We start from the raw sequence: 12,128 nt of genomic DNA on the forward strand, positions 1-12,128 counted from the left end.
ATGCCAGAGAATAAATTTATATCGTTGTCAGCATTTTCCCATTTGAGAAATAGGCCAGCAAATTCTCCAGCACATTATTCGCCATGCCTTCACGGGTTTCATGGGTGGCACTCGCAATATGTGGGGTTAATAACACATTATCTAATTCACGCAGCGCAGGATGAATAATCGGTTCTTGTGGGAAAACATCCAGCGCGGCGCCTTTTATCACACCCTGCTGCAATGCCTGGATAAGATCGTTTTCATTCACCACCGCACCGCGTGCAATGTTGATCAGCACACCCGATTTCCCCAACGCCGCCAGCACTTTTGCGTCCACCAGCTGGATATTTTCCGGGCTACCCGGCAGCGCCAGCACCAGGAAATCACTGAACGCCGCCAGCTGTTCTATGTTCTCACAGCGTTGGTAAGGCACATCTTTTTGACTGCGCGCGGTGTAAGCGATCTCCATACCGAATGCCTCAGCACGCCGGGCAATCGCAAGACCAATCGCACCCAAACCCGCAATGCCCATGCGTTTCCCGCTGGCTTTACTGGAAAGTGAAGTAGCGGTATTTTCCCACGCGCCAGAGCGGGCGAACTGATGATTGGCCACCAGGTTGCGTGAAAAAGCTAAGGTCAACGTCATGGCTAAATCGGCGACATCATCGGTAAGAATATCGCTGGTGATGCTCACCTGAATATCATGTGCAGCGGTGTAATTCAGGTCGATACGATCGGTTCCCACCCCAAACACCGCAATCGCTTTACAGGCCGGCACCTGTTCCAGAATCGACGTTTCTACCCCCACGTCACCGCGGGTCACTATGCCTTGAATCTCTTTGCCCTGGCGCTGAAGAAATAGCGCAGGGTCCTGCTCATTATATAAACGATGACAATGAAAATGTTGCGAGAGTTTTTCGTCCAGCTGCGGCATCAGTGGCTGAATAATCAGAATATGAGGTTGCGAAGACATCATTATTTTCCTGGATGGATAAGCGTGTCGTTTCAGACTACCGGATGAATTTATGTTACGGCACCCTTGTTACTTTTTTCGCTAATACGATCACGGGGAAAGTGCAATGAATCCTGGTGGAGAATCAGGTTTTATTTCGGATCTGTTTTTACCGTAATGCGTTGAGCGCGCTGGCGAACTCACCTTACGCAGTCTACGGTTAATAAAAAAACCATAACAATTCAACTTACCATGGAAAGCCGCTATGACCGCCCATGTCGACATCACCGCAAGCCCGGAACACGAACTACACTCTTTGCAGCAATTATTGCAGACGCATCTTGAGCAACTGCTGCCTGCGGGTCAGCCGAGCGATCAAGTTCGTGCCGCCATGCGCGCCGGTGCACTGGCACCGGGTAAACGCATTCGTCCACTGCTGCTGCTGTTGGCTGCGCGAGATATGGGCAGCAAAGCATCGCAACAGGGCATTCTTGATCTCGCCTGCGCAGTTGAAATGGTGCATGCCGCGTCGTTGATCCTCGATGATATTCCATGCATGGACAATGCTCAGATGCGACGCGGGCGCCCAACGGTGCATCGCGAATTTGGCGAAAGCGTGGCGATTCTGGCGGCGATTGCCCTGCTGAGCCGCGCCTTTGAAGTGATCGCCGTTGCGCCAGGTTTAGCCGCCCTGCAGAAATCAGAGGCGATTGCCGAACTCTCTTCTGCCGTGGGTTTACAAGGTTTGGTGCAGGGTCAATTCCAGGATCTGCATCAGGGCGCGCAATCGCGTAGCCCGGAAGCCGTCGCATTAACCAATGAACTCAAAACCAGCGTGCTGTTCCGAGCCACCTTGCAAATGGCGGCGATTGCCGCGGAAGCAACCCCCGCTATGCGCCAGAAGCTCAGCTATTTCGCGCAGGATTTGGGTCAGGCTTTCCAATTGCTCGATGATCTCGCCGACGGCAGCAAACACACCGGCAAGGACATTAATCAGGATCAGGGTAAATCGACGCTGGTACAGATGCTCGGTTCTGAAGGTGCTGAGCGCCGCTTGCGTGAACATCTGCGCAGTGCCGATGCGCACCTCGCCTGCGCCTGCCATCGTGGCATAGCGACCCGCCAATATATGCACGCCCTGTTTAATCAACAGCTGGCGATGTTTCACTGATCGCGGGACTGCCGATGGGGCACTTTGCCGTGATTGCGCCGCCACTGTATAGCCATTTTCACGCGCTGCAGGCGTTGTCACATACGCTGATTGCGCGCGGTCATCGCATCACCTTTGTGCAACAGGATGATGCACGTCTCCTGCTAACGGATGAATGTATAGGATTCAGCACCGTAGGTGAGCGCAGCCATCCCGCCGGTTCTCTGGCACGGGTGTTACAGCATCTGGCCTCGCCCCTTTCGTTATGGCGGGTAATCAGTGATATCGCCGCCAGCACCGATATGTTGTGTCGTGAACTGCCTGCGCGTTTAACCTCGTTGCAAGTCGATGGTGTGATTGCCGATCAGATGGAAGCGGCGGGTGGCTTAGTGGCAGAAGCGTTGCACCTTCCCTTTGTTTCAGTGGCCTGCGCGCTGCCGGTGAATCGCGAGCCTGGCATACCGCTGGCGGTGATGCCGTTTCGCTTTGGTCAGGATGAAAAATCACTGCAACGTTTTCAGGCCAGTCAGGATATTTATGATCGCCTGATGCAGCGCCATGGCGCGGTGATCAGCCACCATGCGCAACGATGGGGTTTACCCGATCGCCACAGCCTGCATCAATGTTTGTCACCGCTGGCGCAGATTAGCCAACTCGTTCCGGCATTTGATTTTCCGCGCCAGCATCTGCCCAGCCATTTTCACGCTGTGGGTCTGCTGCAGGCATCGAATCCTCCCAGCAGTGCCAGCGCGCCCTGGCCAGAATTGCGACAGCCGGTGGTTTATGCCTCTTTTGGCACCTTGCAAGGTCATCGTTTTCGCTTGTTCCTGCATCTGGCAAAAGCGTGCCGCAACCAGCAGCTCTCGTTGGTGATTGCCCATTGTGGCGGTTTGGACGCCAATCAGGTGCAGCAGCTTAAGCGCGCCGGTGCGGCGTGGGTGACGGATTTTCTCGATCAGCCAGCCGCGCTGCAACATGCGCAGCTGTTTATCACCCATGCCGGACTCAACAGCACGTTAGAGTCACTGGAATGGGGCACCCCGATGCTGGCGCTGCCGCTGGCCTTTGACCAACCCGGCGTGGCGTCACGTATTGCCTGGCACGGTGTCGGTCATCGCGCGTCTCGCTTTAGCCGCGTGCATCAGCTGGAGCAGCACCTGCAGCAACTGTTGACGGATGACGGCTATCGGCTGCGTATCTCGCCGATTCAGGCGCAGCTGCAGCGCTCAGGCGGTTGCGAGCGCGCCGCTGACATCGTTGAGCAGGCATTGGGGCAACACCGTGTTGTGCTGGCGGAGGCGACCTGATGCCCGAGAATTATGACGTGATTTTAGTGGGTGCCGGACTGGCTAATGGCTTGATTGCGCTGAAGCTGCGTCAGCGCCAACCCCAGTTGCGCATTCTGATGCTGGAAAGTCACGCGCATCCGGCAGGTAATCATACCTGGTCCTTTCATCAGGACGATCTCAGCCCCCATCAGTTTCAGTGGTTGCAACCGTTGATTGCCTATCGCTGGCCCGGCTATCAGGTGCGTTTCCCTACACTGCGCCGCAATCTCAGCGGGGAATATTGCTCAATCACCTCTGCAGATTTTGCCCAACGGCTTTATGAGGTCATGGCGGATGATCTCTGGATCAATACCCCGGTGAATGAGGTGCAACCCACACAGGTCATCCTGGCCGACCATCGCATACTGCATGCTGCGGTGGTGATTGACGGTCGCGGCCTGCAACACACGCCGCATCTGCAACTCGGCTATCAAGCCTTTATCGGTCAGGAGTGGCATCTGGCTAGGCCTCACGGTTTAACACAACCGATCTTGATGGATGCGACAGTGGATCAACAACAGGGCTACCGCTTTGTTTACACCTTACCGCTGAGTACAGATCGTCTTTTAATTGAAGATACGCACTACATTAATCAGCCCACGCTGACAGAGCACACCGCGCGGCTGAATATCGCCGATTACGCCAAAGCGCATCACTGGAGCTTGAGCCTTCTGCTGCGTGAGGAGCAAGGTTCACTGCCAATTACATTGAGTGGCGATATTGATGCCTTTTGGCTGCAACAGCGTGGTCAACCGTGCAGTGGATTGCGCGCCGGTTTGTTTCACGCCACCACGGGCTACTCGTTGCCCACAGCACTGGCGCTGGCTGAACGCATTGCCCAACTGTTGCCCTGTGATGCGACAACGCTCAGTCGCGCCATCGAACAGTTTGCACGCGAGCAGTGGCGAACACAGCGTTTTTTCCGGCTGCTCAATCGAATGCTGTTCTTGGCCGGGCACCCGGACCAGCGCTGGCGTGTCATGCAGCGCTTTTATCGGCTGAATGCCGGATTAATCAGCCGCTTTTACGCCGGGCAACTCCAGCTCGGCGATAAAGCGCGCATTTTATGTGGCAAACCGCCGGTGCCGATTGGCGAAGCGGTGCGCGCACTGATGACGACCTCTTCTAAACCAGGGAAGAAATAATGACACGTACTTATGTGATTGGCGCCGGTTTCGGCGGCCTGGCGTTGGCTATCCGGCTGCAGGCAGCTGGCATTCCTACCACGCTACTTGAGCAGCGCGATAAACCCGGCGGACGCGCCTACGCATGGCAGGAACAGGGCTTTACTTTTGATGCCGGACCGACAGTGATCACCGACCCGACAGCGATTGAAGCGCTGTTTACGCTGGCCGGTAAATCGCTCAGTGATTATGTTGAATTGATGCCGGTTACGCCTTTCTATCGCTTATGCTGGGAAGACGGCAAACAGCTCGACTATGACAATAATCAACCGTTGCTGGAGCAGCAAATTGCCCGCTTCAACCCGGCCGATGTCGCAGGCTATCGGCAGTTTCTCGCCTATTCACGCGAGGTGTTCAAAGAGGGTTATCTTAAGTTGGGGACTGTGCCTTTTTTGCATTTCCGTGACATGCTGCATGCTGGCCCTCAGTTAGGCCGCTTGCAGGCCTGGCGCAGCGTTTACAGTATGGTGGCAAAATTTATACAGGACGATCACCTGCGTCAGGCATTCTCTTTTCACTCGCTGCTGGTTGGCGGTAATCCTTTTGCAACGTCCTCGATCTATACCTTGATTCATGCGCTGGAACGCGAATGGGGCGTATGGTTCCCACGTGGCGGCACGGGAGCGCTGGTGCAAGGCCTGGCTAAGCTGTTTACCGACATGGGTGGCGAATTGTTGCTCAACGCCGAAGTGAGTCAGCTTGAAACCCAGGGCAATCGCATAAGTGGCGTACAGTTGAAAGATGGTCGCCGGTTTGCAGCTAATGCGGTGGCGTCGAATGCCGATGTGGTGCATACCTATGATCGGTTGCTGCGTGGGCATCCTGCCGCCAGCAAACGTGCGGCCTCACTGAAACGTAAACGCATGAGCAATTCGCTGTTTGTACTCTATTTCGGTCTGAATCACCCGCATTCACAGCTGGCGCATCATACCGTGTGCTTTGGCCCGCGCTATCGTGAGCTGATCGACGAGATTTTTAACAGCAGCCAGCTTTCAGACGATTTTTCGCTTTATCTGCATGCACCCTGCTCCAGCGATCCATCACTGGCTCCGGCAGGCTGTGGCAGTTTCTATGTATTGGCACCGGTGCCGCATCTCGGCACGGCGGCGATCGACTGGCAACAGGAAGGACCGCGTTTACGCGATCGCATTTTTGCTTATCTGGAGGAGCACTATATGCCGGGACTACGTCAGCAACTGGTGACGCACCGCATGTTTACGCCGTTTGATTTTCGCGACACGCTGCATGCCCATCAGGGTTCAGCGTTTTCGCTGGAACCGATTTTGACGCAGAGCGCATGGTTCCGCCCACATAACCGCGATGCGAATATCGCCAACCTCTATCTGGTTGGTGCTGGCACACATCCCGGCGCCGGGGTACCCGGTGTGATTGGCTCGGCGAAAGCCACTGCGCAACTGATGCAGGAGGATCTCGCTGGATGAATCGCCAACCCCTGCTAGAGCAAGTGACTCAGACCATGGCGATCGGCTCAAAGAGTTTTGCCACGGCCGCGAAACTGTTCGATGCGCCCACGCGGCGCAGCACGTTGATGCTGTACGCGTGGTGTCGCCACTGCGATGACGTGATTGATGGACAAACGCTGGGCGAAGGCGGCACACAACATGTGGTAGAAGATGCCGAAGCGCGCATGCTGCATCTGCAAATTGAAACCCGCCGTGCTTACAGCGGTGCGCACATGGATGAACCCGCGTTCAAAGCATTCCAGGAGGTGGCGTTAATTCACCAGTTGCCGCCACAGTTGGCGTTTGATCACCTGGAAGGCTTTGCGATGGATGCGCGTGAGGCGCGCTACGTGACGTTCGACGATACTCTGCGCTACTGCTATCACGTCGCGGGAGTGGTGGGCCTGATGATGGCCCGTGTGATGGGCGTCCGTGACGAAGCGGTGCTGGATCGCGCCTGCGATCTGGGGCTCGCCTTCCAGCTCACCAACATTGCCCGCGACATCGTTGAAGATGCGCAGAATGGGCGCTGCTATCTGCCGCAAAGCTGGCTGGACCAAGCGGGCTTAACCGGCCAGAATCTGGCCGATCCGCAACATCGCGCTGCCCTGGCACCACTGGCCGCGCGACTGGTGAGCGAAGCAGAACCCTATTATCACTCTGCTCGTTCCGGCTTACCCGGATTGCCGCTGCGCTCCGCATGGGCCATCGCCACTGCACGCGGCGTCTATCGTGAAATTGGGGTGAAGGTGCAACATGCAGGCGCACATGCCTGGGATGCGCGACAACGCACCAGCAGCGGCGAAAAACTGGCGCTGCTGGTGAAAGGTGCTGGCTTGGCGCTTACTTCACGTTTGACTCGTCCGGAGTCGCGTCCTGAGGGGTTGTGGCAGCGTCCGCGTTAACGGATTTATGCCGCTGTCGCAGCGCCGCCTGCAACTTATGCAAAGGCGGCGCATAAAGAAAGCCGAATGAGACGCACCCCTCGCGGCCCCGCACCGCATGATGCATGCGGTGCGCCATATACAGACGCTTGAGATAACCTTTGCGCGGGATATAGCGGAACGGCCAGCGTTGATGCACCAGCCCGTCATGTACCATGAAATAGAGTGCGCCGTACAAGGTTACGCCCGCACCAATCCATTGCAGCGGCCAGTAGCCGTTTACGCCGATGTAGATCAGCGCAATCGCCAAGAACATAAACACCACGGCATAGAGATCGTTGAGTTCAAATTTGCCGTCGTGCGGTTCATGGTGTGATAAATGCCAGCCCCAGCCCCATCCGTGCATGATGTACTTATGCGACAGTGCCGCCACCACTTCCATCACCACCACTGACGCCAGCAGGATCAGCGTATTCCATAACCAAAGCATCGTGCATCCATTTGTGTTGAACAGAGGCTTTAAAAGTGGACGCGGATAGGTCGAGAGGCAAGTCAATAACGTTTATTTTTGTTGGATTGATGGCAATTGAGTTTTCATCCATACTCATCGACATTGCTACACGTGTAGTCCACACGGGGGATTTATGCCTAATACCAGTGTAAACCAGAAGAAAACCGTCAGCGTCACCGTCGAACCCATGCTATTGCAACAAGCCAGAGAGGCCGGTTTAAACTTATCCGCGATTCTTGCTGAGGCTTTGCGACAAGAAATACGGGTAGCCGCTGCAGAAAAATGGAAACAAGAAAATAGTGCCGGTTTACAGGAACTGAACCGCATAACTGAAGAGCATGGTTTATTGTCGGATGAACACAGGACGTTCTAAATATGCAGTACATGATTTATAACAACACCAGTAAAAACAGTGCTTACCCTTATCTGGTCGATGTTCAAAGCGATATCATTGATCAGCTCACAACGCGTATTGTCATTCCTTTGTACCCTATGAATCGACTTAAGGCTGGTCAGGTAAAACGGCTTAACCCCGTCATCGAAATTGAAGGAGAGGGCTATCTCGTCATGACCCATGAAATGGCAAGTGTGCCCGCATCTCTGTTAGGAAAACAAGTGATGGATGCGCGCCCTTATCGCCAGCAAATCACAGATTCTATTGATTTTATCTTTGATGGATTTTGAAACTTTACATGTCAAACGTCCCTCGTTAGTATTCCCCTCCTCAGCGGAAATGAACTGCTGCGTAAGCGTTAACGTCAATCAACGCACCATATGCAGAATCGTTCTGCCTCAACTCTATGGTGCGCAAATATGTCCCATACCACTATTGCCCAAAATCCAGCCCTGCGACGCGCGGGTTTTTTCTTGTTTCTGTTGCTGCTTACTGCTGCCAACCTGCGCACGCCGATCACCGCCACCGGCCCCATACTGGAGAATATCCGCGCCAGTTTTGGTCTGAGCGCCAGTGCCGCAGGCGTGATCAATTTTTTACCGCTGCTGATGTTTGCCACGCTGGCACCGCCTGCCGCCTGGTTTGGTAATCGCTTTGGCCTGGAACGCAGTTTGTGGGGCTCGCTGCTGCTGATCACGCTGGGGTCGTTGCTGCGCATTACCGGCGGTGAAAATGCCATGTGGGCGGGCACGCTAATTCTGAGCTCCGGTATTGCCGCCGCTAACGTGCTGTTGCCCCCGCTGATCAAGCGTGACTTTACTGAGCACACGGCACGCTACATCGGGTTGTATGCCATGGTGATGGGGATTTCAGCCAGTATTGCATCAGGGATTGCGGTGCCGCTGGCTGAAATCAGCTCCGCAGGTTGGCGTCTGTCGCTCGCGGTGTGGCTGGTGCCCGCGTTTATCGCACTGCTCGCCTGGCTACCTTATCTGAAAAAGTCGGGGCCGCAGGTGCACGCCGCAGCAACCCACAGCGTGACGCGATCGCCCTGGCGCTCAGCATTGGGCTGGCAAGTTTCGCTGTTTATGGCCAGTCAGTCACTGCTGTTCTATACCCTGATTGGCTGGTTCACCCCGTTTGCGCAAGACAACGGTATTAGCCAGATTGAGGCAGGCGGCATACTGTTCGTCTATCAGATCGTCGCCATCGTCTCCAATCTCGCCTGCATGAGCGCCCTCAAACGCCTGAAAGATCAGCGCGCTATTGGCTTTATCGCTTCATTCCTGATCTTTGTTGCGGTGGTCGGCTTGCTGCTGCTGCCGTCATGGTCACTTTTGTGGCTGATTCTGGCTGGATTGGGCGCGGGCGCATCGCTGGTGATCAGCCTTTCACTGTTTAATCTGCGCACTCAGGATCATCGCCAGGCATCAAAACTCTCCGGCATGGCGCAGTGCGTCGGTTACGGACTGGCGGCACTTGGCCCGCTGTGTTTCGGTATGCTACATGATGCCAGCGGTAACTGGCTGGTGCCGCTGATCATGTTACTGGCGGTTACCGTGGTTCAGATGATGATGGCGCTACTGGCGGGCCGCGCCCGCCATATTTGATATCAGGCGGAGACCCGGCTTTCCTGACGTTCCAGTTCACGCACTCGCGGCATCACCTCGCGGCCAAAGAACTCAACGTCCTCATGGAAGTGCAAAAAGGCCAGCAGCAATAAATCGACGCCTGCCTGTTTCAACGCCATGATGCGCTCAGCGATCTGTTGTGGGGTGCCAATTAAATTGGTCTTAAAGCCGTCGTTATACTGCACCAGATCTTCAAACGACGATTTTGCCCAGTTGCCCTCACCTTCCGGTGACGCACTTCCCGCGTTTTTTACTTCATGCTGGAAACCTTTAACGGCATCCGGATTGGCTTTGGCGATGATTTCCTGCAGGACGGACTGTGCTTCCTGCTCTGTATCGCGGGCGATGACAAAACCGTTTAAACCAATTTTAACCTGATGTCCTTGCGTGATGGCTTTCACCTGAATGTCTTCAATTTGCTGCTGAACGCCGTCCGGCGTATTGCCGTTGGTGAAGTACCAATCCGACACGCGTGCCGCCATATCACGCGCTGCACGGGAACTGCCGCCCTGGAAGATTTCAGGTAAAGGTAAAAGAGGTTTGGGTTTTAATGCGTAATCGCGGAAGCGATAGAAGTCTCCGGCAAAGGTGAAGCTGTCTTCACGCCAGATACCTTTAAGGCAATGGATAAATTCTTCAGACCGTAGGTAACGCTCTTCATGATCGAGCCAGGGTTCGCCAATCGCTTTAAATTCGCCCCGAAACCAGCCGCTGACAATGTTAACGGCGATACGTGGACCGTAAAGATGGCTGATGGTAGCGATCTGCTTGGCGGCCAGCACGGGATTCCATGGGCCGGGCAGCAGCGCGGCAATCACTTTGAGCGTTGAGGTATGGCTCAGCAAGTCCTGTGAGAAGGTCACCGATTCATGCTGGTTATCTGCACCGTATCCGGCAGTAAATCGGATCTGCGTCAGGGCATAGTCGAATCCTGCCTTTTCAGCGATTTTTGCCAGTTCGCGATTATACTCCGCGTCCCAACGGGTGCGCTGTTCAATCTGACTGATCACCAATCCACCGGACACATTGGGCACCCAGTAAGCAAATTGCAGGGGTTTCTTATCTGACATCGGCTTCTCCTGTCGATATATAGCTTAAAAATATGAATTTCAATCAAGTTCTATCTTTTCGATATATAAAGGGTAATGCAGCAGCTGTGCCAGATTTTCATGAATTTAAGCAGTTGATTTTATTGAGATGGGAGCGTTACTTAACGGGTGAGAAGTTGCAAATACAACAGCCGTTGTAAAACGCCCGTCGCCATTGCAACAGTGAGAGGAGAAGAAATTGAATCTGCGCGTTGAAACCATCACCCCGTATGTCCCCGGATTTTCGTCACTCAAAGCGGAGAGCATCGACCTGGGTTTCAATATGCTTCGCAGGCTCGATGATAATTGGCGCAACGGCACCAATTGTTTCGATCTCCCTGGCGAAAAACTATTGGGGCTGTTTTCATGCCATCAACTGATTGGTGTTGGCGGGCTGAATCAGGACCCATTCATGACAAATTGTCGGGCTGGCAGGGTTCGTCATCTCTATTTAGGTCAATGTTATCGCGGCATGGGGCTGGGAACGTTGCTACTGCAACAGATCATTCAGGATGCGGTCATCCATTTTGCTCTGATCAATACCCATGCACCGCACGCAGCGTATTCCTTCTATGAACGGTTGGGTTTTCATTGCTTAGCGGATCAGGATATCAGCACGCATCGGCTACAGCTCATTGCCGCGACTAAGTGAGCGCATCCCTCCTCGGTAGCGCGTCAATAAACTCCCGAATCTGCGGCCTGTTATCGTCCTTCCGCCACACAGCATATAAGGTTATCTCCAGCGGTAACCACGGCAGCATCACCAGTGAAACGGTATCTGCGACCCGACTCGCCAGGCTTTGTTGAATGAAGGTAAACCCCAGGCCCGCTTCCACGCAGGCCAGGGCAGCCAGCGGCCCGTTCACCTCAAAGGTAATATCCGGCTGGAAACCCGCTTGCTCACATGCAGCCAGTAAGCGGGCGCGCGCAGCTGGATTGAGGTGAGCATGATCGGCTATCCAGCGCTGTTTTTGTAAATCTGCCGGTGTGGGTGTAGCGATGGTTTGTGCTTTTGGCATGACTAACAGAATCGGTTCCGTCAGCACTTTTTTCTGCAAAAACCAGTCGCCCTTTTCGGGAGGGGTATGCAGTAGCGCTACATCCAGCGCCCTTTCCTCAAGTAATTCGCGTTGTTGCTGGGATCGCATCGCGTGCAGATGGATAGCGGTGCCGCTTTGCTGATCAATCCGGGCAATGGCATCTGGCAGTATGCGCGAATGTATCGCCGCCTCAACATAACCAATATCCAGACGCCCCCTGGCCGTCTGCGTCAGGTTGCGGCCATAATCGGTGAGACGCGCATGATGTTGCAGAAAAGGCGTGACCTCATCTAGAAATTTTCGCCCTGCTTCCGTCAATCGCAGACGCTTTTTCTCACGATGAAACAGCGTGACGCCGAGTTCACTCTCAAGTTGTTGAATTTGCCTGCTCAGCGGGGATGCCGAGATATGCAGCTTTTCCGCCGCCTGACCGACATGTTCCAGCAGCGCCACAGTAGCAAAAGATCGCAATAATTTAATGTCCACAGCTTTTTCGGTCTCAACTCAGTCGAAAAGGATGA

The 12,128-nt window shown here is 54.5% G+C and carries 13 protein-coding genes; 9 read left to right on the top strand and 4 right to left on the bottom strand.

Translation table 11 applies throughout. The features are described from left to right. Nucleotides 1–16: 16 nt before the first annotated feature. Nucleotides 17–958: a 2-hydroxyacid dehydrogenase gene (locus FD737_RS17550; RefSeq protein WP_160834137.1), complete on the bottom strand. Its 942-nt coding sequence runs from the start codon at nucleotides 956–958 to the stop codon at nucleotides 17–19. Nucleotides 959–1,199: 241 nt separating this feature from the next. Here FD737_RS17550 and FD737_RS17555 point away from each other — a divergent pair, with 241 nt between their 5' ends. Genes FD737_RS17555 through crtB form a run of 5 tightly spaced genes read left to right on the top strand, consistent with a single transcriptional unit; the run spans nucleotide 1,200 to nucleotide 6,964 of the window. Then, nucleotides 1,200–2,105: a polyprenyl synthetase family protein gene (locus FD737_RS17555; RefSeq protein WP_097118748.1), complete on the top strand. Its 906-nt coding sequence runs from the start codon at nucleotides 1,200–1,202 to the stop codon at nucleotides 2,103–2,105. 14 nt (nucleotides 2,106–2,119) lie between these two features. After that, nucleotides 2,120–3,391 (top strand): glycosyltransferase, encoded by a 1,272-nt coding sequence (locus FD737_RS17560; RefSeq protein WP_160834138.1) that lies wholly within the window; start codon nucleotides 2,120–2,122, stop codon nucleotides 3,389–3,391. Further along, nucleotides 3,391–4,557, top strand: a complete 1,167-nt coding sequence (gene crtY, locus FD737_RS17565) for a lycopene beta-cyclase CrtY (RefSeq protein ID WP_160834139.1) — start codon at nucleotides 3,391–3,393, stop codon at nucleotides 4,555–4,557. Before FD737_RS17560 ends, crtY begins: the two co-directional genes overlap by 1 nt. After that, nucleotides 4,557–6,038 (top strand): phytoene desaturase, encoded by a 1,482-nt coding sequence (locus tag FD737_RS17570; RefSeq protein WP_160834140.1) that lies wholly within the window; start codon nucleotides 4,557–4,559, stop codon nucleotides 6,036–6,038. Before crtY ends, FD737_RS17570 begins: the two co-directional genes overlap by 1 nt. After that, a complete protein-coding gene (gene crtB, locus FD737_RS17575) occupies nucleotides 6,035–6,964 on the top strand; it encodes a 15-cis-phytoene synthase CrtB (protein ID WP_097118745.1) in 930 nt (309 codons plus the stop codon). The genes FD737_RS17570 and crtB overlap by 4 nt, the downstream gene beginning before the upstream one ends. On the opposite strand, the gene FD737_RS17580 is transcribed toward crtB, so the two are convergent. After that, nucleotides 6,903–7,433 carry a sterol desaturase family protein gene (locus FD737_RS17580; RefSeq protein WP_058962012.1) on the bottom strand — a complete coding sequence of 177 codons (531 nt, stop codon included), beginning with the start codon at nucleotides 7,431–7,433 and terminating at the stop codon, nucleotides 6,903–6,905. The genes crtB and FD737_RS17580 overlap by 62 nt on opposite strands. 154 nt (nucleotides 7,434–7,587) lie before the next feature. Between FD737_RS17580 and FD737_RS17585 the strand changes: the two genes are divergently transcribed. The 3 genes from FD737_RS17585 to FD737_RS17595 all read left to right on the top strand — a co-directional run bounded on the left by FD737_RS17585 (nucleotide 7,588) and on the right by FD737_RS17595 (nucleotide 9,458). Further along, complete coding sequence (locus tag FD737_RS17585) at nucleotides 7,588–7,827, top strand: type II toxin-antitoxin system CcdA family antitoxin (protein ID WP_058962011.1); 240 nt, start codon at nucleotides 7,588–7,590, stop codon at nucleotides 7,825–7,827. Between the two features lie 2 nt (nucleotides 7,828–7,829). Continuing rightward, nucleotides 7,830–8,138, top strand: coding sequence for a CcdB family protein (locus FD737_RS17590; protein WP_160834141.1), 309 nt, complete (start codon nucleotides 7,830–7,832; stop codon nucleotides 8,136–8,138). Between the two features lie 129 nt (nucleotides 8,139–8,267). Next, the gene (locus FD737_RS17595) at nucleotides 8,268–9,458 is read left to right on the top strand and encodes an MFS transporter (protein ID WP_160834142.1); all 1,191 of its coding nucleotides are present in this window, start codon (nucleotides 8,268–8,270) and stop codon (nucleotides 9,456–9,458) included. A 2-nt stretch (nucleotides 9,459–9,460) separates the two neighbouring features. On the opposite strand, the gene sfnG is transcribed toward FD737_RS17595, so the two are convergent. Further along, on the bottom strand, nucleotides 9,461–10,549 hold the full coding sequence (gene sfnG / locus FD737_RS17600) for a dimethylsulfone monooxygenase SfnG (protein WP_160834143.1): 1,089 nt from the start codon (nucleotides 10,547–10,549) through the stop codon (nucleotides 9,461–9,463). 217 nt (nucleotides 10,550–10,766) lie between these two features. Between sfnG and FD737_RS17605 the strand changes: the two genes are divergently transcribed. Further along, nucleotides 10,767–11,219 (top strand): GNAT family N-acetyltransferase, encoded by a 453-nt coding sequence (locus FD737_RS17605; RefSeq protein WP_058962008.1) that lies wholly within the window; start codon nucleotides 10,767–10,769, stop codon nucleotides 11,217–11,219. Here the strand turns inward: FD737_RS17605 and FD737_RS17610 are convergent. Beyond that, nucleotides 11,212–12,093: a LysR family transcriptional regulator gene (locus tag FD737_RS17610; protein WP_160834144.1), complete on the bottom strand. Its 882-nt coding sequence runs from the start codon at nucleotides 12,091–12,093 to the stop codon at nucleotides 11,212–11,214. The two genes, FD737_RS17605 and FD737_RS17610, sit on opposite strands and share 8 nt — an antisense overlap. Between the last annotated feature and the right edge of the window lie 35 nt (nucleotides 12,094–12,128).

The organism is Pantoea sp. Seng (assembly GCF_009829935.1).
GTDB lineage: Bacteria > Pseudomonadota > Gammaproteobacteria > Enterobacterales > Enterobacteriaceae > Pantoea > Pantoea communis.

Coding starts and splice junctions, on each gene's coding strand:
- FD737_RS17550 (WP_160834137.1), bottom strand. CDS start 958: ATGATGTCTTCGCAACCTCATATTCTGATTATTCAGCCACTGATGCCG.
- FD737_RS17555 (WP_097118748.1), top strand. CDS start 1,200: ATGACCGCCCATGTCGACATCACCGCAAGCCCGGAACACGAACTACAC.
- FD737_RS17560 (WP_160834138.1), top strand. CDS start 2,120: ATGGGGCACTTTGCCGTGATTGCGCCGCCACTGTATAGCCATTTTCAC.
- crtY (WP_160834139.1), top strand. CDS start 3,391: ATGCCCGAGAATTATGACGTGATTTTAGTGGGTGCCGGACTGGCTAAT.
- FD737_RS17570 (WP_160834140.1), top strand. CDS start 4,557: ATGACACGTACTTATGTGATTGGCGCCGGTTTCGGCGGCCTGGCGTTG.
- crtB (WP_097118745.1), top strand. CDS start 6,035: ATGAATCGCCAACCCCTGCTAGAGCAAGTGACTCAGACCATGGCGATC.
- FD737_RS17580 (WP_058962012.1), bottom strand. CDS start 7,433: ATGCTTTGGTTATGGAATACGCTGATCCTGCTGGCGTCAGTGGTGGTG.
- FD737_RS17585 (WP_058962011.1), top strand. CDS start 7,588: ATGCCTAATACCAGTGTAAACCAGAAGAAAACCGTCAGCGTCACCGTC.
- FD737_RS17590 (WP_160834141.1), top strand. CDS start 7,830: ATGCAGTACATGATTTATAACAACACCAGTAAAAACAGTGCTTACCCT.
- FD737_RS17595 (WP_160834142.1), top strand. CDS start 8,268: ATGTCCCATACCACTATTGCCCAAAATCCAGCCCTGCGACGCGCGGGT.
- sfnG (WP_160834143.1), bottom strand. CDS start 10,549: ATGTCAGATAAGAAACCCCTGCAATTTGCTTACTGGGTGCCCAATGTG.